The organism is Halarcobacter sp. (genome assembly GCF_963675975.1).
In the GTDB taxonomy this organism is placed as follows: Bacteria; Campylobacterota; Campylobacteria; order Campylobacterales; family Arcobacteraceae; genus Halarcobacter.
In genome coordinates this window covers 1,441,157-1,465,609 of record NZ_OY780939.1, presented here as the reverse complement: position 1 = coordinate 1,465,609, position 24,453 = coordinate 1,441,157, and the positions used below count along the sequence as shown (strand labels likewise).

24 protein-coding genes and 8 tRNA genes are annotated in these 24,453 nt (G+C 29.3%); 21 read left to right on the top strand and 11 right to left on the bottom strand.

Translation table 11 applies throughout. The features are described from left to right. Positions 1–16: 16 nt before the first annotated feature. Positions 17–1,639 (top strand): EAL domain-containing protein, encoded by a 1,623-nt coding sequence (locus ACKU3H_RS07220; RefSeq protein WP_320036302.1) that lies wholly within the window; start codon positions 17–19, stop codon positions 1,637–1,639. Here the strand turns inward: ACKU3H_RS07220 and gmk are convergent. The 5 genes from gmk to rpsB are packed head-to-tail and all read right to left on the bottom strand — an operon-like array spanning position 1,632 to position 5,613. Continuing rightward, positions 1,632–2,249: a guanylate kinase gene (gene gmk / locus ACKU3H_RS07215; RefSeq protein ID WP_320036301.1), complete on the bottom strand. Its 618-nt coding sequence runs from the start codon at positions 2,247–2,249 to the stop codon at positions 1,632–1,634. The two genes, ACKU3H_RS07220 and gmk, sit on opposite strands and share 8 nt — an antisense overlap. Continuing rightward, positions 2,249–3,052: a hypothetical protein gene (locus tag ACKU3H_RS07210; protein ID WP_320036300.1), complete on the bottom strand. Its 804-nt coding sequence runs from the start codon at positions 3,050–3,052 to the stop codon at positions 2,249–2,251. Before ACKU3H_RS07210 ends, gmk begins: the two co-directional genes overlap by 1 nt. Beyond that, on the bottom strand, positions 3,052–3,741 hold the full coding sequence (locus ACKU3H_RS07205) for an ABC transporter ATP-binding protein (protein WP_320036299.1): 690 nt from the start codon (positions 3,739–3,741) through the stop codon (positions 3,052–3,054). Before ACKU3H_RS07205 ends, ACKU3H_RS07210 begins: the two co-directional genes overlap by 1 nt. A gap of 25 nt (positions 3,742–3,766) precedes the next feature. Beyond that, positions 3,767–4,810: a translation elongation factor Ts gene (gene tsf, locus ACKU3H_RS07200; protein ID WP_320036298.1), complete on the bottom strand. Its 1,044-nt coding sequence runs from the start codon at positions 4,808–4,810 to the stop codon at positions 3,767–3,769. Between the two features lie 2 nt (positions 4,811–4,812). After that, positions 4,813–5,613, bottom strand: a complete 801-nt coding sequence (gene rpsB, locus ACKU3H_RS07195) for a 30S ribosomal protein S2 (protein WP_320036297.1) — start codon at positions 5,611–5,613, stop codon at positions 4,813–4,815. 231 nt (positions 5,614–5,844) lie between these two features. Here rpsB and ACKU3H_RS07190 point away from each other — a divergent pair, with 231 nt between their 5' ends. Further along, positions 5,845–6,735, top strand: coding sequence for an alpha/beta hydrolase (locus tag ACKU3H_RS07190; RefSeq protein WP_320036296.1), 891 nt, complete (start codon positions 5,845–5,847; stop codon positions 6,733–6,735). Between the two features lie 24 nt (positions 6,736–6,759). Here ACKU3H_RS07190 and ACKU3H_RS07185 read toward each other — a convergent pair whose 3' ends face one another. Continuing rightward, entirely contained in the window at positions 6,760–7,734 is a 975-nt protein-coding gene (locus ACKU3H_RS07185) for an NAD(P)-binding domain-containing protein (RefSeq protein ID WP_320036295.1), read from the bottom strand. Positions 7,735–7,960: 226 nt separating this feature from the next. On the opposite strand from ACKU3H_RS07185, the gene ACKU3H_RS07180 reads away from it, so the two are divergent. The 5 genes from ACKU3H_RS07180 to ACKU3H_RS07160 are packed head-to-tail and all read left to right on the top strand — an operon-like array spanning position 7,961 to position 11,769. Next, on the top strand, positions 7,961–8,911 hold the full coding sequence (locus ACKU3H_RS07180; protein ID WP_320036294.1) for an AAA family ATPase: 951 nt from the start codon (positions 7,961–7,963) through the stop codon (positions 8,909–8,911). 3 nt (positions 8,912–8,914) lie between these two features. Next, positions 8,915–9,748, top strand: a complete 834-nt coding sequence (locus tag ACKU3H_RS07175) for a DUF58 domain-containing protein (RefSeq protein ID WP_320036293.1) — start codon at positions 8,915–8,917, stop codon at positions 9,746–9,748. After that, positions 9,748–10,134, top strand: a complete 387-nt coding sequence (locus tag ACKU3H_RS07170) for a hypothetical protein (RefSeq protein WP_320036292.1) — start codon at positions 9,748–9,750, stop codon at positions 10,132–10,134. The genes ACKU3H_RS07175 and ACKU3H_RS07170 overlap by 1 nt, the downstream gene beginning before the upstream one ends. After that, positions 10,127–11,041: a VWA domain-containing protein gene (locus tag ACKU3H_RS07165; RefSeq protein ID WP_320036291.1), complete on the top strand. Its 915-nt coding sequence runs from the start codon at positions 10,127–10,129 to the stop codon at positions 11,039–11,041. The genes ACKU3H_RS07170 and ACKU3H_RS07165 overlap by 8 nt, the downstream gene beginning before the upstream one ends. 11 nt (positions 11,042–11,052) lie before the next feature. Next, positions 11,053–11,769 (top strand): hypothetical protein, encoded by a 717-nt coding sequence (locus tag ACKU3H_RS07160; protein WP_320036290.1) that lies wholly within the window; start codon positions 11,053–11,055, stop codon positions 11,767–11,769. Here ACKU3H_RS07160 and ACKU3H_RS07155 read toward each other — a convergent pair. The 5 genes from ACKU3H_RS07155 to ileS are packed head-to-tail and all read right to left on the bottom strand — an operon-like array spanning position 11,766 to position 16,748. Further along, entirely contained in the window at positions 11,766–13,049 is a 1,284-nt protein-coding gene (locus tag ACKU3H_RS07155; protein ID WP_320036289.1) for a UDP-N-acetylmuramoyl-L-alanyl-D-glutamate--2,6-diaminopimelate ligase, read from the bottom strand. The two genes, ACKU3H_RS07160 and ACKU3H_RS07155, sit on opposite strands and share 4 nt — an antisense overlap. Next, entirely contained in the window at positions 13,030–13,623 is a 594-nt protein-coding gene (locus ACKU3H_RS07150) for a hypothetical protein (protein WP_320036288.1), read from the bottom strand. Before ACKU3H_RS07150 ends, ACKU3H_RS07155 begins: the two co-directional genes overlap by 20 nt. After that, a complete protein-coding gene (locus ACKU3H_RS07145) occupies positions 13,623–13,901 on the bottom strand; it encodes a NifU family protein (protein WP_320036287.1) in 279 nt (92 codons plus the stop codon). Before ACKU3H_RS07145 ends, ACKU3H_RS07150 begins: the two co-directional genes overlap by 1 nt. Next, positions 13,898–14,020: a hypothetical protein gene (locus ACKU3H_RS07140; protein ID WP_320036286.1), complete on the bottom strand. Its 123-nt coding sequence runs from the start codon at positions 14,018–14,020 to the stop codon at positions 13,898–13,900. Before ACKU3H_RS07140 ends, ACKU3H_RS07145 begins: the two co-directional genes overlap by 4 nt. Before the next feature lies 1 nt (position 14,021). Continuing rightward, positions 14,022–16,748, bottom strand: a complete 2,727-nt coding sequence (gene ileS / locus ACKU3H_RS07135; protein ID WP_320036285.1) for an isoleucine--tRNA ligase — start codon at positions 16,746–16,748, stop codon at positions 14,022–14,024. Positions 16,749–17,116: 368 nt separating this feature from the next. On the opposite strand from ileS, the gene ACKU3H_RS07130 reads away from it, so the two are divergent. The 14 genes from ACKU3H_RS07130 to ACKU3H_RS07065 all read left to right on the top strand — a co-directional run bounded on the left by ACKU3H_RS07130 (position 17,117) and on the right by ACKU3H_RS07065 (position 24,432). Beyond that, the gene (locus ACKU3H_RS07130; RefSeq protein ID WP_320036284.1) at positions 17,117–18,469 is read left to right on the top strand and encodes an FAD-dependent oxidoreductase; all 1,353 of its coding nucleotides are present in this window, start codon (positions 17,117–17,119) and stop codon (positions 18,467–18,469) included. A gap of 42 nt (positions 18,470–18,511) precedes the next feature. After that, positions 18,512–19,021, top strand: coding sequence for a CinA family protein (locus ACKU3H_RS07125; protein WP_320036283.1), 510 nt, complete (start codon positions 18,512–18,514; stop codon positions 19,019–19,021). A gap of 58 nt (positions 19,022–19,079) precedes the next feature. Beyond that, a tRNA-Lys gene (locus ACKU3H_RS07120) sits at positions 19,080–19,155 on the top strand. A 49-nt stretch (positions 19,156–19,204) separates the two neighbouring features. After that, positions 19,205–19,279 (top strand) — tRNA-Glu (locus ACKU3H_RS07115). Between the two features lie 10 nt (positions 19,280–19,289). Further along, positions 19,290–19,365, top strand: a tRNA-Val gene (locus tag ACKU3H_RS07110). A gap of 9 nt (positions 19,366–19,374) precedes the next feature. Beyond that, positions 19,375–19,449: transfer RNA gene (locus ACKU3H_RS07105), tRNA-Glu, on the top strand. A 17-nt stretch (positions 19,450–19,466) separates the two neighbouring features. Then, positions 19,467–19,543: transfer RNA gene (locus ACKU3H_RS07100), tRNA-Asp, on the top strand. 22 nt (positions 19,544–19,565) lie between these two features. Beyond that, positions 19,566–19,641 (top strand) — tRNA-Lys (locus ACKU3H_RS07095). A gap of 2 nt (positions 19,642–19,643) precedes the next feature. Further along, positions 19,644–19,719 (top strand) — tRNA-Val (locus ACKU3H_RS07090). Positions 19,720–19,736: 17 nt separating this feature from the next. Then, positions 19,737–19,813, top strand: a tRNA-Asp gene (locus ACKU3H_RS07085). Between the two features lie 85 nt (positions 19,814–19,898). Beyond that, the gene (locus ACKU3H_RS07080; protein ID WP_320036282.1) at positions 19,899–21,482 is read left to right on the top strand and encodes a cache domain-containing protein; all 1,584 of its coding nucleotides are present in this window, start codon (positions 19,899–19,901) and stop codon (positions 21,480–21,482) included. Continuing rightward, positions 21,463–22,125 (top strand): response regulator transcription factor, encoded by a 663-nt coding sequence (locus tag ACKU3H_RS07075; protein WP_320036281.1) that lies wholly within the window; start codon positions 21,463–21,465, stop codon positions 22,123–22,125. The genes ACKU3H_RS07080 and ACKU3H_RS07075 overlap by 20 nt, the downstream gene beginning before the upstream one ends. Before the next feature lie 163 nt (positions 22,126–22,288). Further along, on the top strand, positions 22,289–22,543 hold the full coding sequence (locus ACKU3H_RS07070) for a DUF4212 domain-containing protein (protein ID WP_320036280.1): 255 nt from the start codon (positions 22,289–22,291) through the stop codon (positions 22,541–22,543). Between the two features lie 11 nt (positions 22,544–22,554). Continuing rightward, positions 22,555–24,432, top strand: coding sequence for a sodium:solute symporter family protein (locus tag ACKU3H_RS07065; RefSeq protein WP_320036279.1), 1,878 nt, complete (start codon positions 22,555–22,557; stop codon positions 24,430–24,432). The last annotated feature ends 21 nt before the right edge of the window (positions 24,433–24,453 follow it).

The window sequence follows — 24,453 nt, the reverse complement described above, 5'->3', positions numbered from 1 at the left end:
TTTGGAGTAAGTCTTAATGATATCAAATGTATCTATTTTAAAAAACATAACAATACTATACGCAGAAGATGAAGAAGCTTTAAGAGAAATAACTCTTAATATACTAAAAGGCTTTACAAAAAAGCAACTTGTTGCACAAAATGGAGCTGAGGGATTAGAGCTTTTTAAGCAAAATGAATCTGAAATCGACTTAATCATTACAGATGTAAATATGCCTATTATGAATGGTTTAGAGATGATTAGAGAGATTAAAAAAATCAACCCTAATATTCCTATAATCGTTGCAACTGCTTTTTCAAATACTGAGTATCTACTTGAAGCAATTGATATTGGCGTTGATAAATATGTGTTAAAGCCAATTGATATGAAAAAATTATTACAACTAATGAGTCAATCACTTTTATACCACGAATTAAAAGATTTATATATTGACAACTTAACCCATTTACCAAATAGAAATAGACTTAAAAAAGATTTAGAAGACTCAAATGAAGATATAATTGCAATGATTAATATTGATAAGTTCTCAACTATCAATGACCTTTTTGGTGAACATAATGGGGATAGAGTCTTATTAAAATTTTCAGACACACTTCAAAAATATTTTAGTAAAGAAAAGTTTCTAATATATAGAGTTGAAGCTGATAAATTTCTAGTAATCGCCAGAAGTTATGACTTTGATGTTCAAGAGTTTTATGATCTTTGTAAAAAATTTGAGGATTATATTGAAGAGGACCCTGTTTCAATTGATGAACATGAAATTGATTTAAATATAACTATAGGTATTGCAAAAAGTAGTGATGGAAATGCCTATAAATATGCCCAAAGAGTTATTGCTTATGCAAGAAAGAAATTTGAACCTATTTTAATATATAACGATTCCTTTAATATTCAAGAATCATTTGAAGAAAACATCAAATGGATCAAAAAAATAAAAAATGGTGTAAAAAATGGAAACTTTAAAGCATATTTCCAACCTATTGTAGATACACAAACTAAAGAGATTTATAAATATGAAGCACTTGTAAGATATATAGATGATGATGGAACTGTTGTTTCTCCATTTACCTTCTTAGATATTGCAAAAAAAGCAAAACTATATCCAAATATAATCAAAATCATGATTAATGAAGCCTTTAACCTAATTAAAACAAAAGGTAAAAGAGTAGCTGTAAACATCTCTTTTGAAGATATTGCCAGTGCAAGTACAATGGACTATGTTTATGGGGTTATTGAAGAGAATAGAGAATATGCAAATAAACTAGAGTTTGAGATTTTAGAATCAGAAGAGATTTCAGACTTCTCTGAAGTATTTAAATTTATTAACAATATGAATAAATATGAGTGTAATATTGGAGTTGATGACTTTGGTGCTGGGTATTCAAACTTTAATATGCTTGTGAACCTTGATATTAATTATGTAAAAATTGACGGTTCATTAATTAGAGGTATTAATGAATCTAAAAACCAACAAATTATTGTAAAAACAATTGATGAATTTGCTAAAAAATTTGGTTTTAGAACAGTTGCTGAGTTTGTTTCAGCAGAAGAGATTTATACAGTTATAAAAGAGATAGGAATTGACTACTGTCAAGGTTACTATTTCGATGCACCTCTAAGTTATGATGAGATTAATTAGCTAACCACTTAGCTATAATCTCTTCATCATTAAATAATTTAGCTTTTATTCTTGCTATATTTGCAATAGCAACTAAACTTTTTGAAGCTTCTTCTAAATCATCATTTATTATAAAATAATCATATTTTTTAAAATACTTAATTTCTGTTTTTGCATTTGTAAGTCTTTTTTCAATAACTTCATCTGCATCTGTATTTCTATTTTTTAATCTATTTTCTAGGTCCATTAAAGATGGAGTTGTAATAAACACAGAAGTAACTATATTATCAAGTTTTTTTCTAACTATAGTATGCCCTTGAACATCTATATCAAAAATTACAAGTTTACCTTCATTTACAGCTGAGATTATTGGTTTTAGTGAAGTTCCATAATAATTTCCATGAACTTCAGCCCACTCTAAAAAATGACCTTTTTTTATATCTTCTTCAAAATCTTCTCTTGATACAAAATAGTAATCAACACCATCTTGTTCCCCAACTCTTGGCTCTCTTGTAGTTGTAGAGATAGAAAAATGATAATCCCCTATTTGTTCATATACATTTTTTAATAAAGTTGATTTACCACAACCACTAGGTCCTGATAAAATTAGAATTGCACCTTTTTTTTCCATTATTTACTAACCTTTAAAGATAATGTTACATCTACATCTTCGCCACTTGATAATTTATCTATAACACTTTGATCAAATTTTTGTAAAAATGGTTTTAGTTCATTGATACTGTAATTATTTAAGATAAGTTTTCTTGGTTTGTTTTCATCTTGTGAATCTAAATCAAATTCATAATCTCTTACTTCACTAAGAGCATCATCAATTATTGCGTTGATATCTTTCCAATCATTTTCATCAACTGTGTGTGAAACCTTATCATGAATCTCATCATCATGTAAAATATCACTAATTTTTGTTAATTCATTATTATCTAAAACTCCACCATTGTTTAATGAAGCAATAGTAACTATACTTTCATCATTTTCATCTTCAATATCCATTGCAACATCTTCTGCAAGAGACTCAACATAATTTGAGATAATCTCTTCTTCACTAAATTCTGAACTATAATCTTCTACTGGTTGTTGATATTGTTTTTTATTAAACTCTATTTCATCATTTATAAATTCTATTTGTTCTTTTAAAAGTACTTCTAATTCAGTTGGTAAGAAAGGTCTATTAATTATAAAATCTCTTGATTTATCAAAAGGTAATTCTTCACTAACAATAGCTGCAAGTTTTTTTGTAAAAGTTTTTAAACTATTAAATTCTTCTGTCACGAACTCTTCGTCAACAATTATAATATCAACGCTTTCACTAAAACCTAAATCTTCTTGAACACTTAATTTTAAACCTATCTTTGCACAAACAAGTGTGAATATTTTTTCAATAATTGGTGTTTTTGTTACTAAAATCAAATCCATTACTTCAACTCTTCCAATTGTAAGTTTTCTAGTTTATAGACTTTATCACACTGCATTGCTAAATCATCTTCATGAGTTACAAGTATCATACCTGCATCATTATCTTTAATATATTTATGAAGCACTTGCATTACAACTTGTGCGGTCTGTTTGTCTAAATTACCTGTAGGTTCATCTGCAAATATAATTTGAGGTTTTTTTGTAAGTACTCTAGCTATAGACAATCTTTGTTGTTGTCCACCACTTAATTCCCCAACATTTTGATTTATTACAAAATCGATATTCAACATTTTTAATAAATCTTTATCTATGCTATTTCCACTTAAAAGTGTAGCAATCTCTAAATTATCATTTGCAGAAAAACCTCTAAAAAGGTAATGTGCTTGAAATATTATACCAAAATCTTCTCTTCTTATATTTAAAAGCTTTTTCTTTTTAAGTTTATAAATATCCTCATTTTTAAAAACTATTTCACCAATTTTAGGTTTTAATAAAGATGAAAGTATATTTAAAAGTGTAGATTTACCACTTCCACTAACACCAATAATTGCAATAGATTGTTTCTTTTGTAGAGATAAATTTATATTTTCAAAAAGCTTATAATCAAATTCGTGAGTTAAATTTTTTGCTTCAAGCAGTATTTTAGAGTCGTCAGAAATGGGTGTGTTATTTTTATTTGTTTCACCCATTATTCTGACTTCATATGTTAAATTATTATTTACCCATTTGAGCTGCAACTTCAGCTGCGAAATCTTCTTCTTTTTTCTCGATTCCTTCACCAAGTTCAAATCTAACATACTCAACAATTTCAATTGATGCATCACAAGCTTTGATAGCTTCTTCAACAGTCATTGAATCATCCATAACGTATGTTTGAGATAATAAAGCGTGAGTTTTATCTAATTGAGTATTATCTTCAATCCATCTAGCAATTTTACCTTTTACGATGTTTCCAATAATTTTTTCTGGTTTACCTTCAGCTAATAACTCTTCTTTCATTCTAGCTTCAGCAGCAGCAATAGCTTCTTCAGTTAATTGTTGCTTAGAAACAAATTCAGGAATATTTTTAAGAGGCTTACCAAGTCTAACTAACTCTTCATTCTCTTTTTCAATATCAGCAATAATTGCTTTGTTTTCAGAATCAATAAAATCAGCACCTAAATCTTTATAAGAAATAACTGTTGGTTTCATTGAAGCTGCGTGCATTGCAACTTTTTTTAATAATTCAGTTGTTTTTTCTTTTGCTGCATCATCACATTTAGCAGCTAAAATAACACCTACTTTTCCTAAGTGAACATAACCATTAACTACTGGTCCTTCAACATTAACAACTTTTCTTGCAACAAGGTTTTCACCAATTACTGCAATTTTTTCATTTAAAAAAGTTGTAAACTCTTGCCCTTCAATTGATGAAGAAGCTAATGCTTCTGCATCATTTAAGCTATTAACTTGAGCGTGAGTTGTAATTTGCTTTGTTAACTCTAAGAATTGTGCATTTTTAGCAACAAAGTCAGTTTGTGAGTTGATTTCTGTCATAGTAGCTTTAGTATTGTCATCATTAACTAAAATAGTAACAATACCTTCAGCAGCAACATTACCTGATTTTTTAGCAGCTTTTGCAAGACCTTGCTCTCTTAACCAAGTTTGTGCTTCTTCTATATTTCCATCACACTCATTAAGTGCTTTTTTACAATCAAGCATTCCTGCACCAGATTTTTCTCTTAACTCTTTAATTAGTTTTGGAGTTGCTCCTGCCATAATTATGCTTCCTCTGTTTTTTCTTCAGTTTCTACTGCTTCAGCTTCACCTTCAGATACTGCTTCAGCAACTACTTCTTGTGCTTCTTCTTCAGAAACTGGAATCTCTTCACCAGCTTCATCAGCTAATGCAGCTTTACCTTCGTTCATTGCTTCAGCCATTTCGTTACAAAATAATTGAATAGATCTGATTGCATCGTCGTTTCCTGGGATTGGATAGTCAACAACGTCTGGGTCACAGTTAGTATCTAATGGTGCAACTACTTTGATTCCTAATCTTCTAGCTTCTTGAATAGCAATTTTTTCTTTTACTGCATCTAAAACAAACATCATATCTGGAAGTTTGTTCATCTCTTTAATACCACCAAGATAAAGTTCTAATTTTTCTTCTTTTCTTGTAAGCATTAAAGCTTCTTTTTTAGTTAAAAGATCTAATTGACCTTCTTCTCTCATTTTCTTAATTACTTCTAATTTTCTGATTGATTTTTTAATTGTTCCGTAGTTAGTTAACATTCCACCTAACCATCTGTGGTTTACATAAGGCATTCCACATTTGATAGCTGCATCTTTAACAGCTTGGCTAGCTTGTTTCTTTGTACCAACGAAAATCATTGTTTGACCTTCTGCTGCTGCATCTCTAACTACATTATATGTATATCTGAAATATCTTAACGTTTTTTGTAAGTCAATAATATAAATATTTTTTCTTACACCGAAAATGAATTTTTTCATTTTTGGATTCCATCTTCTTGTTTGGTGTCCGAAGTGTACACCACATTCTAATAGGTCTTTCATTGTAACCATAGTTTTTCCTTGTTTTATATTTTTTAGGGTTTAGCCTCTGTGCCCCTTAATGGCAAGTACAATTAACTTGTCACAACCCATACCAGGATTGACACATGTGAGGTTTTCTATTTAAAATAGAGTCGTGATTTTATCTAAGTTAACTTTAATCTTTCTTGAAGTGATTTATTTTCATTAATATTTTATAAATATTCTTAAATATTTTGCTAAACTATTTAAAAAAGGAGTTTTATGCTTTTTTCAAATATTTTTAAAGAAGATAAACTACACCTAGATGATGTAACAATTAATTATAAACATGCAGGTGTAGGAAAAGCTCTTTTATTAATCCATGGATATCCTCAAACACATACTATGTGGCACAAAGTTGCAGATGAACTAGCAAACTCTTTTTATATAGTATGTCCTGATTTAAGAGGTTATGGAGATAGTTCAAAACCAAAGGGTTTAGAAAACCATGAAAACTATTCAAAAAAAACTATGGCAAAAGATATGATTGAACTTATGCAACATTTAGGATATGATGAGTTTTTTGTTGCAGGTCATGACAGAGGAGCTAGAGTAACCCACAGACTTTGTTTAGATTATCCTAAAAATATTTTAAAAGCTTGTGTTATGGATATCGCTCCTACATATCATATGTTTAAAAATACAGACCAAGATTTTGCTACAGGGTATTATCATTGGTTTTTTCTAATACAACCAGATAATCTTCCTGAAACTATGATTGGGTCTAATCCTGCTTTTTATTTAGAAGAGAAACTAAAAAGATGGAGTGATAAAGAAGTTACATATGATAAAAAGTTTAATAAAGAAGCTATAAAAGAATATATCAGATGTTTTGACAAAGACTCCATTCATGCAACTTGTGAAGATTATAGAGCAGCAGCCTCTATTGATATGAGTGATGATAAAAAAGATAGAAAGAGAAAAATTGATACTCCTTTATTAGTATTATGGGGTAAAAAAGGTTTTGTAAATAAAACCTATGATGTTTTAAAAGTCTGGAAAGATTATGCAACAGATATACAAGGGAAAACTTTGGAGTGCGGGCATTTTTTACCTGAAGAGAAGCCAAAAGAAGTGATTGAAGAATTAAAAAACTTTTTTTGTAAATATTAGATAAAAGGATTACCCTTTTATCTTTTATGCACTTATCTCTTCTACTTCTTCATGAACTACACAATCAGTAACTACATTATAACCATGATTTAAAGCAAGGGCTATTGAGCCACCAATTGAACCACAAATATCTCCTGCTAAATATATTCCATCACAGTTTAAATTTTTTTCATCAATAAATGGTTTCTCTTTTTCATCTAACTGCACACAACAACTTTTTAAGAACTCTTTTGGTGTTACACCACCTAAAGCATAAATAATTCTGTCGTATTTTTCAATTGTACCATCATTATAAAATACTTTAAATTTACCCTCTTCATCTTCAAGCTTTTCTATATCAATTCCAAGTTTTGCTTTTATCTCACCATCTTCAACACAGTTCATTAGGTTTTTTATGTTTTTAGGATTTGCTTTTGTTATCTCTTCTCTTCTATAGTTAAAAGTCACATTATTATCTTGATGGATAAAATATGCATATTCACATGCACTATCTCCACCACCTACTACTAAGACATCTTCATTTCCTTTACAATCTGAGATTGTATGGTTTGCACGGGATTTTAAAGAAGCTGGTATTTTATAACTTGGTTTATTTGGTTTCCCCATTTTTCCTATTGCTACAACAATTTTTTTGGCAAAATAAGATTCTCCTGTTGTAGTTATAATTTTAAATCTGTTTTTTAATCTACTTATTTTTGAAATCTCTGTGTTGAATTTTGCATCAATAAGTTTTTTTTCTAAAGATTCCTCAAAAAGATCTAATGTACTCTCTTTTGTACCATCTTCAAAATCTATATGACCTTTTAAATCAACCTTTATGCCTTTCCAATCTTTATCCACTGGTTTGTTATCGTTAAAATATTTTCTAATTGTTTGTGAATGATTATCCCCCTTTTCAAACATCAAAATATTTTTAACACCGAAGATGACTGCCTCACATGATGTTGCAATGCCTGCTGGTCCGGCACCAATAATTGCTATATCATATACATTTTTCATATCAATCTCCTTTTAGATTTTGTTATATTTTCATTATAATCCATAAAATAATATATTCAAGAATTTGTTGTCTAATTTTTATTCAAATTTTTTTGAGTCTGAACTCAGATTTAACTACTTTTTATAAAGTGTATTTTAAGTTATTTTTAAGAATCTATTTTAAGCTGTTAAAACCTTACTTTTGATAGAATAACGCAAATTTATACTTACGTTGAAGAAGAGCTAAATGTTATATACAAAAATCACAGAAATAAAAAATGAAATATCTAAAGTTGTAATTGGTCAAGAAGATATGGTTAATTCTATTTTAATAGGGTTATTAACAAATGGACATATACTTTTAGAAGGTGTGCCTGGACTTGCTAAAACTACAACTGTAAAAACAGTAGCAGATGTAATTGATTTAAAATTTAAAAGGGTTCAATTTACACCCGATTTATTACCAAGTGATATTATTGGTGCTCAAATTTATGATATGAAAAGTGGTGACTTCAAAATAAAAAGAGGTCCTATTTTTACAAACCTTTTATTAGCAGATGAGATAAACAGAGCTCCTGCAAAAGTTCAATCAGCTTTACTTGAAGTTATGCAAGAAAGACAAGTTACTATTGCAGACGATACTTTTACAGTGGATTCACCATTTTTAGTTTTAGCAACACAAAATCCAATTGAACAAGAGGGAGCTTATTCTTTACCAGAAGCTCAACTTGACAGATTTATGTTTAAGATTGTTGTTGGATATAACACAAAAGAAGAAGAATACGAAATAGCAAAAAAAGTAACTTCAAATGAGATTTTAGAACTAAACAAAATTATAAATAAAGATGTATTATTAACCCTTAAACATGAGGTACAAAATGTACATATTGATAGTGAATTGGAAAAATATATTGTAGATATTATATGTGCAACAAGAGAACCAGAAAACTATAATCTTGATGAGATAAAAGATTATATCCAATTTGGTGCAAGTCCAAGGGCGACTATTGATATGTTTAAAGCTGTAAAAGCTATGGCATTTATTAGAGGGAATAATTATGTTAGTCCTATTGATATAGCTTTAGTTGCAAAAAATGTATTAAGACATAGAATTATCCTAACATATGAAGCAGAAGCTATGGATATAAAAGTTGATGATTTAATCCAAAAAGTATTAGAAAAAATTGATATTCCATAATCTATGAATAAAACTTTAAAAAAAATCATAATCAAAACCAGAAGAAATATATTTTCTGAAATCATAGGAAACAATTCATCTTTATTAAAAGGTGAAGGGTATGATTTTTTAGAGCTAAAAGAGTATGAATATGGTGAAGATGTTAAAAAAATAGATTGGCTAATCTCTGCAAAGTTTAAAAAACCTTTTGTAAAAGTGTTCCATGCCCAAAAAGAGTTAAATATAAATATTGTTCCTATTTTAAATGGTTCAATATATTTTGGTTCAAAAAGATTTAAACAAGAATTAGTAACTGAGATTTGTTCTATACTTGGATACTCTTGTGTAAAACAAGGGGACCCTTTTTCTTCATTTATTGCAAATGAATCTTTAGAACTTTGTACAAAAAAATCTAAAAGAAATTTTGCTGTTACAATGATGAGTGAAAAAATTTTTAATTATGATTGTATAGGTAAAAGTGTTGATTTAAAAAATTTAAGTGATGAACTTTTTAAAAAGATTAGAAAAAAATCTATTATTTTTCTTGTTGGTGATTTTTTTGATATAGAGAATCTTGATTTTAAACTTCTTAGTAGAAAACATGAGATTATAGCTATTATGGTAAGGGATAAATTTGAAGAGCAACCCTTTGAATTAGGAAATGTAAATCTAGTAGACCCAGCCACTAATCAAACTTTTGATGGGAATATTGATAAAGCTATGATAAAAGAGTATCAAAAAAGAGTAAAAGCAAACGACCACAAACTTTATGAGCATTTTCAAAAGTGTGGTATTAAGTTTACAAAAATATATACAAACGAAGAGCCTTTACCAAAACTGTTAAGGTTGATGAAATAATGAATGAAATAAAAATCAATGATATTAAAGAGTTAGTTGATATACCTGATTACTCTTTATATATTTATATGTTTTTATGGATAATAGGTTCCCTTGTAGTTTTTATTCTTCTTTTTATACTTATTAGATATTTTCTAACTAGAAAAAAGAATAAGAAAAAAGAGTATTACACTATATTAAAAAACCTTGATTTAAGTGATTCTAAAACAGCTGCTTATACTATTACTAAATATGCAAGACTTATTAGTCAAAGTGATAGGGAAAAGAAACTTTCAAATGAGTTAATAGAAGAGTTAGAATCATACAAATATAAAAAAGATGTGGAACCTTTAAATGATAATTTTAAAATCCTTTTTGGAAGATTTATGGATAATGTAGATGTTTGATTATTTATTAAGTATAAAATTTGAATACCCTTATTTACTTTTATTGATATTACTTTTTGTTTTTTGTTCAATATTTTGTAAAGCTAAAATTCCAACATATATTATTCCCCATTTAAATATATTTTCACAAAGTAAACGTAAATCAGTTATTTTAACCTCAATCTTGAAATATCTAGTAATAATAGGTTCAATTATTGCTTTAGCATCTCCATATAAACAATTAAATACTCAACTTATAAAAAATGATGGAATAGATATTGTTCTTAGTTTGGATACTAGTGGTTCTATGAAAGAAAGAGGTCTAAATAGAGCAAATGAAAATGAACAAAGATTTGATGTTGTAAAAGAGATTGTAAAAGATTTTATTCCAAAAAGAGTAAATGACAATATTGCTATTGTAGTTTTTGGAACATCAGTTATGATGGCAACTCCACTTAGCTTTGATAAAGAAGCACAAAAAGAGATTGTGGATTATTTAGAAGTTGGAATAGTTGGAGATAAAACTGCAATGTTAGACTCTTTAGCTTCATCTGTAAATATTTTAAAAGAATCAAAAGCAAAATCTAAAATAGTAATTTTACTTAGTGATGGTGAAGACAATGCTAGTAATATTCCCCTTGAGATCATAATAAAACTTCTAAAAAAGTATTCTATAAAAGTATACACTGTTGGAATTGGAAACTCAAATAAAATCATGTTAAATAAAATCTCAAATGAAACAAATGGAAAATCTTATATTGCCTACTCAAAAGATGATTTAAGTGAGATTTATAAAAGAATAGACTTATTAGAAAAAAGTAAAATAGAAAACAATAAAATCACCCTAAAAGAGTATTTATTTTTCTATCCACTCTTTTTAGCTATCATTGCATTAATAATCTATATTTATTTAAAAAATAAAGAATAATAAGGTAAGTTTTGGAAGATAAAAGAAAAGAAGAACTAAAAGGTGTTATGGATAAAACCTTTAGTCAAGAAGAGATTGAAAACAGATTAAAAGAGCAAATACAAGCTGCTTCAAATAATAGGGATAAAATGAGTAAAAAAAAGCCTACTCAAAATAAATCACCTATTAATAAAAAAAATAATTTCTCTTTTAATAACTTAAATTTTAATGCTCTTCTTTTAATATTAGGTTCAGTTATGGCAATATTAATCTTTGTAACAATATATCTTTTTAATAAAGATACAAAAGATTTTGTTAAGCCAAATAAAACAGATGAAGAAAAAAACTATTTCAACAAATTATATAATTCAAAAAACTATGATACTTTTAAATGCTACTCTTTTAAAAATGGAAAAATTTCTCTTCCAATAAAAGAGTGTAAAGAGAGTCTTGATGAGTTTTTAATCAAAAATAAAACAGCCAATAGATTTGAAATAGTACCTTTAATCTCTGAAAATGATTCAATTATTTATAAAGATATTGAAAAAAATCTAAGTGATAAAACACAAGAGCAAAAAGATAAAATCAAAGAGTATTTAAATATTGGTTTATCTAGTGAAAGAATACTTGAAAGTGTTTGGTATATAAAGAAAACATTAGGAGAAGCTACAATAGTAACTTCATCTCAATATTATGTAAAGTCAGACAATAACAATGAAAAAGGTGTAATTATTAGAGCATATCATTAGATATGCTTTAATACCTCATCTTTATCCACTAAAGGCATTTTTTTATCATAAATAATTTGATAAGGCTCATCACCTTTTCCTAAAATAAGAACTACACTGCTTGGATTTTTTTTACCCATTTCAATTGCAATTTTTATAGCCTCTTTTCTATTTACTTCAACAAAAAGATTTTCTTTGTTTTTAATACCTACGCAGATATCTTCAATAATAGCATCAGGATCTTCAAATCTAGGATTATCTGAAGTTACTATTATAGTTTTTGCATAATCAGAAGCTATTTTTCCCATAAGTGGTCTTTTATCTTTATCCCTATCACCACCTGCACCAAATACAGTTATGATGTCATAGTGATTAAAGCTTTCATAAACCTCTTTCATCCCATCAGGAGTATGGGCAAAATCAACAATTACTAATGGATCACTAGAGATTATCTCCATTCTTCCACTAACTCCAGCAAAGTTTTCTGTAACTTCACAAATCTCTTCTAAAGAGTTATCAGTAATCATATCAACACTTGCAACAGCTGCCATTATGTTATAAATATTAAATATTCCCATTAAGCTAGAAGTATATGAATATACTTTGTCAATTTTAGTGAACATTACATTTGTACCATTTTTAAATGAATAAGCTGATACATTATATGTAGATGGATTTTCTAAACCATAAGTTAAAGCATTAGTTGTATTAAATTTTGCATTTTTATCATCTTTATTGATAAGTTTTTTACTCTCATCATCAAAAAATGAGTTTTTAACTCTGATATACTCTTCTATAGTTTTATGATAATCTAAATGATCTCTTGTAATATTTGTAAGAACTTTTAGTTCAAAATCTAAACCTTCAATTCTTTTTTGCTCGATTGCATGGGAACTAACTTCCATAATAAAATATTGACACCCATTTTCAAGTGCTTTTTGAATATGTGCAAAATTTCCAAGTTGTACAGGAGTTGTTAAAGTATACTCTTCAACTTTTTCATCATTTATAAAAAACCCTCTTGTACCTTGTAAAGCAACTTTATATCCCAAATCTAAAAGCATTGAATAAATAGCTGCTGCTGTTGTAGTTTTACCGTTAGTTCCAGTTATACCTACAACTTTTATTTTTGACATATCAAGATGATTTTTTAAATCTTTTGCTTCAACAAACTCTTTACATCCATTTTTTTTTGCATCTTCAACAAATTTTTCATTTTGTTTAGAGATTACAAAATATGAATTTTCATCAGCCTCTTTTGAATTATCAGTATATACTTTATTATTTATGATCAGTTGCAATTTTTTTATCTTCCAATTTTTTATATAGCTCTTCTATTTTTGAATCATAAGAAAAATAGTCGTTAAAACCATCTAAATATGAATAAGCTGTATTATTAAAATCGTTTTCTATAAGCTTATCAACAAAATCAAAAAAATCCTCTTTTGTTTCAATAGCTACTTTTGTAGAAAACATTATATCTTCAAATGCAATTCTAAATGAACCCCTTGAGATTATTAATCTTTTAAAATCTTCATATCTAATTGCATCTAAAGAATCAACTGTAGATGATGTTAATTCTTCTAGAATCTCCATCATTTTATCTACATCCCCATCATATGCATTTACTACATCTTCTACATAAGCAATTGCATCATCAATATTTTCATTTTTTGCAACTGCAAAATAGTCAAATAAAGATTGAGCTTTCTCTTCATCTTCACTTGCTATATCACAAAACAGTGCATATATAGGGTATTCTTTATTTTCAGGGAAAGTTGATGATAGTTGTGAATAAATAAATAAAGCTTTATCATATTGTTTATCCATAAAATATTTATTTGCTTCATTTAAAAGTCTATTCTCATTTACCATTAAAGCTCCTGTAAATTATTTTCCATACCTTGTGGTACGTTTACTATTTCTAATTCTGGATGTATTGCTGCTTTTAATTCTTTTTCAACAATAAATTTAAGTGTACTTCCACTTGCACTACATCCAACGCAAGCACCTTGTAATTGAACATATACTTTTCCATCTTTAATATCTAATAGTTCAATAGCTCCACCATCTTTTGCCAACATAGGTGCAATTTTATTTTTTATAATAGATTCAACCGGCGGTCTTAAATCTTCATCAGTAAAGGGCATCATTGTTCTTCTTTTACCTTCTTACTTTTTTTATTTACATAAAGTATTCCCATAGCTATTAATACAAGAATAACAGCTATTGTTGAGAATATAAATGTTAATGTAACTTCAGATTCAAACATCTTAGTTTAAAACACTTTCACATCTACTACATAGATGTTCTTCACTATCTGAAGTAAATTTCCAACATCTTGGACACTTCGCTTTTTTTGCTTTAGCAACTGTAAATTTAACATCATCAATTTCAAATGTTGCTAAAACATCAGATTGCTCTTCAGTTGTAATTGAACTAACTAAGAACCAATCTTCCATTTCAACTCTTTCTAAAGCTAAAATCTCTTCACAAGATGTAGAGATTTCTAACTCTAAAGTTGATTTAATAATTTTTTCTTTTTTAAGTGTATCGATAGCTTCACTAAATTTATCTTTAGCAGATAATAAAATCTCTTCATTAAGATTACTTTCAACTTCTGGTAAAATAACTTTTTCAAAATCAAAAATATCTTTAGCTTCACCTTTGATAAATGTAGGTGCAAACTCAAGTAATTCATCCATTGTATAAGTTAAGATACAAGCTAATGTTGAGATAAGTTTTCTTAAGATAATAGCCATTGCACTTTGAGATGCAATTCTATGGATATCTTTTTTATCATCACAATATAATCTATCTTTACATACATCTAAATAGATACCTGAAAGGTCAACTACTAGGAAGTTGTTTAATTTATTTAAACCTTTTGAGTATTCGTAAATAGAAAATGCTGCTTCAATCTCATCAAATGTTTTTTTAGCTCTGCTTAAAACCCATTTATCTAAGATTCCCATTTTATCAACAGATACAATGTCTTCTAAATCATCAACATTTGCAAGTAAGAATCTTGCAGTATTTCTGATTTTTCTATAAAGTTCTGCATTTTGTTTTAAGATATTATCAGAGATTTTTAAATCTGATTGATAATCACTCATAGCAACCCAAAGTCTTAAAATCTCAGAACCATATTGCTTCATAACTTTATCAGGAGCAATTACATTTCCTTTTGATTTAGACATCTTCTCACCTTTTTCATCAACAGTGAATCCGTGAGTTAAGATCGATTTATAAGGTGCAATCTCTTGTGATGCTAAAGTAGTTAAAAGTGAAGATTGGAACCAACCTCTGTGTTGGTCACTTCCTTCTAAATACATATCAGCAGGGAATGTTCCAGCATCATAATTTCTACTTCTTAATACTGCATGTTGAGTTGAACCTGAATCAAACCATACATCTAAGATATCCATAGTTTTTTCTAAATCTTCAGGATTAAGCCCACTTCCTGGATATAATAACTCTTCAATAGATAAATCATACCAAGCATCACAACCTTTTTGTTCAAAAATCATAGCTGTATAATTTAAAACTTTTTCATCAAAAATGATTTCATCAGTTTTTTTGTTTCTAAAGAATGCAATTGGAACACCCCAATCTCTTTGTCTAGAGATACACCAATCTGGTCTTCCATCTAACATAGCTTTTAATCTGTTTCTTCCCCACTCTGGGTAGAATTTGATTTCATTTACAACTTTAAGTGCATTTTCTCTTAATGTTTTATTCTCTTTACCATACTCATCATCAATTGCTATAAACCATTGTTTAGTTGCTCTAAAGATAATTGGTTTATGAGTTCTCCAACAGTGTGGATAAGAGTGTCTGATATCAACATGTTTTAATAATGCATCACCTAACTCTTCTAAAATCATACCGTTTGCTTTAAATACATGCATACCAAGATATTTATCTGTGTCATGGAATAGTTTTTCTCTAACTATTGTTTCATCATATTTACCCTCAGCATCAACTGGCATAATAACATCAAGACCATATTGAAGACCAACTTTGTAGTCATCTTCACCATGACCTGGAGCTGTATGAACTGCACCTGTACCTGATTCCATCTCAACATGGTCACCAAGAACAATTTTCGATGTTCTTCCATTTAATGGGTTGATTGCATTTGTATTCTCTAAAGATTTAGGATCAACTGAATCTACAACCTCACCTTTAATAACTTCTTGTTCTATTAAAGAGTTATATAATTTTTTAGCAACAATAAATTTATCACTAGTTAAAACATATTCCTCTTCAGCATTTAAAGCAATACCAGTATTAGCTGGTAATGTCCAAGGAGTTGTTGTCCAGATAATAACACTTGCATCTATAGTTTCATGTTTAAATGCAACAAAAATAGATGGTGAAGTTTTATCTTCATATTCAACTTCTGCTTCAGCTAGTGCAGTTTGTGCTGCCCATGACCAATATACAGGTTTGCTTCTTTGAACTAATAAACCTTGGTTAGCAATTGCACATAACTCTCTATAGATATTTGCTTCAAATTTGAAATCCATAGTTAAATATGGTTTATCCCAATCACCTAAAACTCCAAGTTTTTTAAACTCGTCTCTTTGAATATCAATAAATCTAGAAGCATGTTCTCTACATAACTCTCTAATTTTTGACTTAGGAAGCTCTTTTTTCTTTGTTGTTCCTATCTTCTCTTCAACTTTTTGTTCAATTGGTAGACCATGACAATCCCAACCTGGAACATATCTTACAGATTTCCCATCAAAATAGTGATATTTAACAATAATATCTTTCAAAATTTTATTTAGGGCATGTCCTATATGAATATGTCCATTTGCATACGGTGGTCCATCATGAAGAGTGAATGATTCTCTATCTTTTCTATTAGCTTTCATTCTTTCATAAACTTTTGTTTCATCCCAAAGTTTATATCTTTTTGGCTCATTTTGAGGAAGATTCCCTCTCATTGGAAACTTTGTGTTTGGTAGTAGTAAACTCTCTTTGTAATCCATCTTAAGTACCTTAATTATCAATTATTACGTTATATTCTATAAATCGCAGATTATATCTAATAAAAAGTTAATATTTCATAACATAAATTTTGACTTATGCTTAGTGCAAAATTTTATTTAATGTACAATTGTATATATACAAGTACAAAAAATATACATAAAATTTAAATTTGAACTATTTATTAGTAGTTAGTTACATATGTACACATATTGGACACTGCTTTAATTGAGCTAAAATCAATAAAATGTTACTATTAAACATAATTTTAGCAATCTTACTATTTTCAGTATAACTTTCATCAAGGAAGTATTTGTTAATATGCTAAAATCTTTTTTAAAATCAAAGAACAACAATAGGACGAAACTAAATGAATACAAAACATTATGATGTAGTAATTGTAGGTGGGGGTATTTCTGGTGCTGCACTTTTCTATGAGATAGCAAGATATACTGATGCAAAAAGCGTATGTATGTTAGAAAAATATGAAGACTTAGCTACTTTAAACTCTAAAGGAACTAGTAACTCTCAAACTATCCATGTTGGAGATATTGAAACTAACTATACATTAGAAAAAGCAAAAATCACAAAAAGAACTGCAAAAATGATTGAAAAGTTCAATCTTATGAGAGGTTTACAAGATAAAATTATGTTTGCTCACCAAAAAATGGCTTTAGGTGTAGGTGAAAAAGAAGTAGATTTTATCAAAAACAGATATGAAGAGTTTAAAGAACTTTTCCCTTATTTAGAATTATGGGACAAAGAAAAACTTAGAGAACTTGAACCAAAATTAGTTTATGCTGATAAAGAACAAACTCAAGATAGACCTGAACCAATTCTAGCAATGGGTACACAAAGTGAATATACAACTGTAGATTTTGGAGCTATGACTAAAGAGCTTGCAAAAGCTGCACAAGAAGAGGAAAAAACAACTGATATTTTCTTTAATGCAGAAGTAGATGAGATTGAAAAAGTTGGAGACAAATATAAACTTACAACAACTAGTGGTTCAGTATTTACAGCAAACTTTGTAGTAGTTAATGCTGGTGCTCATTCACTTTATTTAGCTCATAAAATGGGTCATGGTAAACATATGGGTTCTTTATCTATGGCTGGATCATTTTATATTACAAATGGTGAATATTTAAATGGTAAAGTATATATGGTACAAAATCCAAAACTTCCATTTGCTGCACTACATGGAGATCCTGATATTTTATGTGATGGAAAAACAAGATTTGGACCAACAGCTTTAGCATTGTTAGTTCTTGAAAGATATAAAGGTGGGAAATCATTCTTCCAATGTCTTAAAACTATGAATTTTGATGGAAATATCTTAAAAATATTCTGGGACTTATTAAAAGACTCTGATATTAGAAACTATGTATTTAAAAACTTCTTATTTGAGGTTCCAGGTATCAACAAAGGTCTTTTTGTAAAAGATGCTAGAAAAATTGTTCCTTCATTAAGTACAGAAGATATTGAGTATGCAAAAGGGTTTGGTGGAGTAAGACCACAAGTTCTAAATAAAGAGCAACAAAAACTAATGCTTGGAGAAGCTTCAATTAATCCAGGTGATGGAATTATCTTTAATATGACTCCTAGTCCAGGAGCTACATCATGTTTAGGAAATGCAGAAAGAGATATTAAAACTGTTTGTGAATATCTAAACTTATCTTTTGATGAAGAAAGATTTAAAGCAGAATTAACAGAGGACGAATAAAAAGAGAGTTTTACACTCTCTTTTAAGCAATAAAGCCTCAAAATGGAAAAATCAAATTATATTACAACAGAAGAACTAATACAGTTCCAAAACCTTCTTAGGGAATCAAAAAACACTATTACAACAGCAGAAAGTTGTACAGGTGGATTAATAGCTTCTTTGATAACTCAATTATCAGGTTCATCAGATATTTTTAATGGTGCAGTAGTAAGCTACTCTAATGAGATAAAAACACAAGAATTAAATGTAAAAGAATCAACTTTAGAAAAATTTGGTGCAGTAAGTATTGAGGTTGTGGAAGAGATGCTTGAGGGTGTGATTAAAAAATTTGATGCAGATTTTGCAATTGCAGTAAGTGGAATAGCAGGACCAACAGGTGGAACAAAAACTAAACCTGTAGGTACAGTTGTAATAGGAATATCAAATAAAAATAACGAGAAAATCGTAGAAGTTTGTCACTTTGAAGGAAGTAGAATTGAAGTTCAAAATCAAGCTGCAAAATACTCTTTGAAAAAACTTTTTAAATTTTTTCAAAAAACCCTTGACAAATAAAAAAAAATTGACTATAATTCCACTCCATTTTAAGAAGATGTACTTCTAAAATGTGTTTGACCCGTTAGCTCAGCCGGTAGAGCATCTCCCTTTTAAGGAGGTGGCCGAAGGTTCGAATCCTTCACGGGTCACCATTTTAAACATATTTATGTTTATAAATGTTCTTTAAATTTTTATATTGTTGGCCCCTTCATCTAGCGGTTAGGATTCATGGTTTTCATCCATGCCACAGGAGTTCGAGTCTCCTAGGGGTCACCAAGTTTTATTTGGTCGATTAGCTCAGTTGGTAGAGCGCTACCCTTACAAGGTAGATGTCATAAGTTCGAGTCTTATATCGACCACCATATGTAAATGGCCCCTTCATCTAGCGGTTAGGATTCATGGTTTTCATCCATGCCACAGGAGTTCGAGTCTCCTAGGGGTCACCATTTATTTATAATTTAGTGCGGTTGTAGTTTAGTTGGTTAGAATGCCTGCCTGTCACGCAGGAGGTCGCGAGTTCGAGTCTCGTCAACCGCGCCACTTTATAATAAATATACCATATGACCCGTTAGCTCAGCCGGTAGAGCATCTCCCTTTTAAGGAGGTGGCCGAAGGTTCGAATCCTTCACGGGTCACCACTGGTCGATTAGCTCAGTTGGTAGAGCGCTACCCTTACAAGGTAGATGTCATAAGTTCGAGTCTTATATCGACCACCATTTTTTTGCATTGTTGTGCGGTTGTAGTTTAGTTGGTTAGAATGCCTGCCTGTCACGCAGGAGGTCGCGAGTTCGAGTCTCGTCAACCGCGCCATGTGCTTAGATACTTTTCCAGATTATTTTATCTACATTTCAAGATTTTTCAGTTATTCTAATTTACTTAATACTTAGGATACTTAATGGTTAAAGCAAAATCTCTATATCACTTAATTTTATATAGTATATTTTTTATTGTTTTACTTACCTCCTCTTTTACTTTTATAATTATTGATAATGCTTTTGATGAGTTCCAAGAAAAGATTGAGATAATAAAAACTGACTATACAAATAAACAAAAAGATTTAATACAAGCAGATATTAAAAAAACTTTAAATTATATTAAATATTATCATGATAAATTCAAAAATAAAAAATCAGAAGAACTCATAAAGAAAGATATTCTAGAATCCTTAGAGATTATGAGAAAACATGGAAATCTAAACAATTATATATTTATATATGATTTTAATGGTACCTCACTTTATTATCCTGTATCAAAAGATTATATAGGGAAAAATCTATATGAATTTAAAGATCCCTCAGGTAAAAAAGTAATTCAAGAGTTAATAGATATATCAAAAAATAAAAATGGTGGATTTATACAATATATTTGGTATAAACCTGAGATTAGAAAAGATGCACTTAAAATATCTTATGCTTTATCTTATGAACCTTGGAATTGGACTATAGGTCGAGGTATTTATCTTGATGAGATTGATAAGATAGTAAAAGTAAAAAAAGAGGAATATGATGAGAAAATCTCTAATTATGTTCTTCAAATTATGTCTTTAACTATTATGCTTGTACTTTATTCAATTTTCATTTACAAAAATGCTACTATATTAATTGTTAATGATGTAAAAGAGATAGGAAAATATCTTAAAGAATCTCAAAAAGATGATAATAGAATTAAACAAGATAGATTAATCTTTGGAGAATTTAAAGTTATTGCAAATTTTGCATATGATGCTATGCATAATATAAAAGATAAAAATATTATGTTGCAAGAACTAAATAAACATCTAGAAGAAACGGTAAATCATCAAACAAAAGAACTACAAAACCTAATTGATTCACAAAAGAAGTTTTTGAAAAACTCTGTACATGAGATAAATACACCTTTATCTATTATTCGTACAAACATCGATTTACTTAAAATGCATTCAGAAGATAACAAATATGTATCAAATATAGAAAGTGGAGCAAAAATCATCCAATACATTTATGATGACCTTTCATATCTAATAAAAAAAGATAGAGTTGATTATCCTAAAGAGTACATAGATTTTTCAGAATTTTTAAAAGAGAGACTTAATTTCTTTGATGGTATTGCAACAGCAAATGATTTAATGTTTACAACAAATATAGATGAAGATATTTATATTAAATTTAATCGATTAGAATTACAAAGAATTGTTGATAACAATATCTCAAATGCAATCAAGTATTCCTTTGCAAAATCTAGTATTTATGTAAGACTTACATATTTTAATGATGAATATGTGGAATTTAGTGTAAAAACAAATTCTGATAAAATTGAAGATATAAATAAAATTTTTAATGATTTTTATAGGGAAAATAATTCACGTGGAGGCTTTGGTTTGGGGCTTCGAATAGTAAAAGAAATATGTGATAAAAATTTAGTTATAATCAAACTTGAATCAACTGACAATGAAACAAAATTTACTTATAGGTTTAAAATAAATGAAAATACTGCTTCTTGAAGATGAATTAATGCTAAACAATGCAATCTCTGAGTATTTAAAAGGGATTGGGCACATGGTTGAGAGTTTCACTGATGGTGAAGAGGTTGTTAACAGTGTTGACGGATCATTTGATTTATTAATCTTAGATATTAATGTACCTAAAAAAGATGGTTTTGAAATCTTACAAGATTTAAATGCCAGAAGAGTATATATTCCAACAATATATATTACTGCTTTAAATGACATAGAAGATATTACTAGAGCATATGATTTAGGCTGTAGAGAATATATTAAAAAACCTTTTCATTTAGAAGAGTTAGGTATAAAAATAAATCAAATATTAAAAAAAGACCAAAAAAGTACTTCCCATGTAAGATTTTCAGAAAACTATTCTTACTCAAAAGAGAAGAAAACTTTATATTTCAATGGAGAACCCCAAGCTCTTACAAAAAAACAGCTAGATATTATCCATATTTTAGCTCTTAATATTAACATGATTGTTGACTTTGAAAGATTTAGAGTTGACATCTGGGGTGGAGAAAATATTGACAATCCAACTATAAGAGCAGAGATTTCTAGACTAAAAAAAGGTTTAAAAGAAGACTTTATCAAAAATATTAGAGGTCTTGGCTATAAAATTGACAGATTTTATTCTGTTTAAACTCCTTCGATAAATAGGCTTCTTCGAAGCTTATTTGCTACACTAATCCTACACTTAAAAAAAACTTTTTTATATTGCTACCCTTTTGCTATATTAAACTCTTATACTTTCAATGTTGGATTACTAAAAATAATTTTAGTAAAAATAAAAAAAGGAGTATGACATGAGTCCAGAGAAAGCAGAAGCTTATTGGAAAGAGAATATCTCAACTATTCTTAAATTATTAGTTGTTTGGTTTGTAGTCTCTTTTGGATGTGGTATTTTATTTATTAATGAGTTAAATACAATTGAAATCAGTGGTGTTAAACTAGGATTTTGGTTTGCACAACAAGGTGCAATTTATGTATTCGTTGTTCTAATTTTTGTTTATGTAGCAAAAATGAGTGCTATTGACGAAAAATATGGCGTACATGAATAAGGAGTATTAGTATGGAATTACAATCATTAATTTATTTATTCGTTGGTGTATCTTTCGCTATATATATCGGAATTGCACTTTGGGCTAAAGCTGGTTCTACAAAAGATTTCTATGTAGCTGGAGGGGGAGTTCACCCAGTAGCAAATGGTATGGCTACTGCTGCGGACTGGATGTCAGCTGCTTCATTTATCTCAATGGCAGGTATTATTGCATTTAAAGGTTCAGATGCAAGTGCTTACCTAATGGGTTGGACAGGTGGATATGTTCTACTTGCAATGTTATTAGCACCATACTTAAGAAAGTTTGGTAAATTTACAGTTCCTGATTTCGTAGGTGATAGATACTACTCAAATGTAGCAAGAACAGTTGCTGTTATTTGTGTTATCTTTATTTCATTTACATATGTTGCAGGACAAATGAGAGGTGTTGGGATTGTATTCTCAAGATTCTTACAAGTTGATGTAAATACTGGTGTACTTATCGGTATGGCAATAGTTTTCTTCTACTCAGTATTAGGTGGGATGAAAGGTATTACTTATACTCAAGTTGCTCAATATTGTGTAATGATTATGGCTTATTTAATTCCAGCTATTTTCTTATCTTTACAAGTAACTGATACGTTCTTACCACAATTATCATTATTTGGTCAAACGACATTTGCATTCCACGATGGGGTTAAGGTTATTCCTGAAGGAACTTATCTGTTGCATGCCTTGGATACAGCCATTACTGACTTAGGATTTAAAGCATATACTGAGCCAGGAAGTTTATGGAATATGTTCATGTTAACAACAGCTTTAATGCTAGGTACAGCTGGGCTTCCACACGTTATTGTTAGATTCTTTACGGTTCCAACTGTAAAAGATGCTAGAATCTCTGCTGGATATGCGCTAGTATTTATTGCTATTATGTATACAACTGCATCATCAGTTGCTGCATTCTCAAGATTGAACTTAATTAAAAATGTTCAAAATGTTGAGTATAAAGCATTTGTTGCAGGTGAGTTAACACATGCTGACGGTTCTCCAAATGATGGTGGATGGTTCAAAACTTGGGAACAAGGTGGATTATTAGCTTGGACAGATAGAAATGGTGATGGTAAAATTCAATATGGTCCAGATGCAGCATTTGAAGGACCTAAAGGTAAACCACAATTTGATGGTACTAATGTTGGGCCAAATGGTGAAAGAGCTACAACAAATGGTAAACCAGCTGCAAATAGTGGAAAAATTGAAAATGAATTATATGTTGATAGAGATATTATGGTTCTTGCAAATCCAGAGATTGCAAACTTACCTAACTGGGTAATTGCATTCATCGCAGCTGGGGGTCTTGCAGCAGCATTATCTACAGCAGCAGGTTTATTACTTGTAATTGCATCAGCAATTTCACATGACCTTATGGGGCAAGTAATATTTAGAGATCCAGAAACTGGAAAATCTAAATTAAATGAGAAAACAGAGTTAATGTGGGCAAGAGTTTCAGCAGTAGTTGCTATTTGTGTTGCTGGTTACTTAGGAATTAACCCTCCAGGTTTCGTTGCACAAGTTGTTGCGTTTGCATTTGGTTTAGCAGCAGCAGCATTCTTCCCAACAATTATCCTTGGGGTATTTGACAAAAGAATGAACAAAGAAGGTGCAATCGCTGGTATCTTAACTGGTTTAATCTTTACATTTGGATACATTATTTACTTTGTATTCTTAGGTGGATCAAAAGAGGATTATTTCTTAGGAATTGCTCCTACAGGAATTGGTACAGTTGGTACAATACTTCACTTAATCGTGGCATTCGTTGTATCAAGAATGACTCCAGAACCTCCACAAGAGATTCAAGAGCTTGTTGAGTCTATCAGACTTCCAAACAATGCTGGTGAGGCACACGATCACTAAAACATAAGTCAACCTTCGGGT

Coding starts and splice junctions, on each gene's coding strand:
- ACKU3H_RS07210 (WP_320036300.1), bottom strand. CDS start 3,052: ATGGATTTGATTTTAGTAACAAAAACACCAATTATTGAAAAAATATTC.
- ACKU3H_RS07165 (WP_320036291.1), top strand. CDS start 10,127: ATGTTTGATTATTTATTAAGTATAAAATTTGAATACCCTTATTTACTT.
- ACKU3H_RS07065 (WP_320036279.1), top strand. CDS start 22,555: ATGGAATTACAATCATTAATTTATTTATTCGTTGGTGTATCTTTCGCT.
- ACKU3H_RS07125 (WP_320036283.1), top strand. CDS start 18,512: ATGGAAAAATCAAATTATATTACAACAGAAGAACTAATACAGTTCCAA.
- rpsB (WP_320036297.1), bottom strand. CDS start 5,613: ATGGTTACAATGAAAGACCTATTAGAATGTGGTGTACACTTCGGACAC.
- ACKU3H_RS07185 (WP_320036295.1), bottom strand. CDS start 7,734: ATGAAAAATGTATATGATATAGCAATTATTGGTGCCGGACCAGCAGGC.
- ACKU3H_RS07190 (WP_320036296.1), top strand. CDS start 5,845: ATGCTTTTTTCAAATATTTTTAAAGAAGATAAACTACACCTAGATGAT.
- ACKU3H_RS07130 (WP_320036284.1), top strand. CDS start 17,117: ATGAATACAAAACATTATGATGTAGTAATTGTAGGTGGGGGTATTTCT.
- ACKU3H_RS07175 (WP_320036293.1), top strand. CDS start 8,915: ATGAATAAAACTTTAAAAAAAATCATAATCAAAACCAGAAGAAATATA.
- ACKU3H_RS07075 (WP_320036281.1), top strand. CDS start 21,463: ATGAAAATACTGCTTCTTGAAGATGAATTAATGCTAAACAATGCAATC.
- ACKU3H_RS07070 (WP_320036280.1), top strand. CDS start 22,289: ATGAGTCCAGAGAAAGCAGAAGCTTATTGGAAAGAGAATATCTCAACT.
- ACKU3H_RS07145 (WP_320036287.1), bottom strand. CDS start 13,901: ATGATGCCCTTTACTGATGAAGATTTAAGACCGCCGGTTGAATCTATT.
- ACKU3H_RS07220 (WP_320036302.1), top strand. CDS start 17: ATGATATCAAATGTATCTATTTTAAAAAACATAACAATACTATACGCA.
- ACKU3H_RS07170 (WP_320036292.1), top strand. CDS start 9,748: ATGAATGAAATAAAAATCAATGATATTAAAGAGTTAGTTGATATACCT.
- ACKU3H_RS07150 (WP_320036288.1), bottom strand. CDS start 13,623: ATGGTAAATGAGAATAGACTTTTAAATGAAGCAAATAAATATTTTATG.
- ACKU3H_RS07080 (WP_320036282.1), top strand. CDS start 19,899: ATGGTTAAAGCAAAATCTCTATATCACTTAATTTTATATAGTATATTT.
- tsf (WP_320036298.1), bottom strand. CDS start 4,810: ATGGCAGGAGCAACTCCAAAACTAATTAAAGAGTTAAGAGAAAAATCT.
- ileS (WP_320036285.1), bottom strand. CDS start 16,748: ATGGATTACAAAGAGAGTTTACTACTACCAAACACAAAGTTTCCAATG.
- gmk (WP_320036301.1), bottom strand. CDS start 2,249: ATGGAAAAAAAAGGTGCAATTCTAATTTTATCAGGACCTAGTGGTTGT.
- ACKU3H_RS07180 (WP_320036294.1), top strand. CDS start 7,961: ATGTTATATACAAAAATCACAGAAATAAAAAATGAAATATCTAAAGTT.
- ACKU3H_RS07140 (WP_320036286.1), bottom strand. CDS start 14,020: ATGTTTGAATCTGAAGTTACATTAACATTTATATTCTCAACAATAGCT.
- ACKU3H_RS07205 (WP_320036299.1), bottom strand. CDS start 3,741: ATGGGTGAAACAAATAAAAATAACACACCCATTTCTGACGACTCTAAA.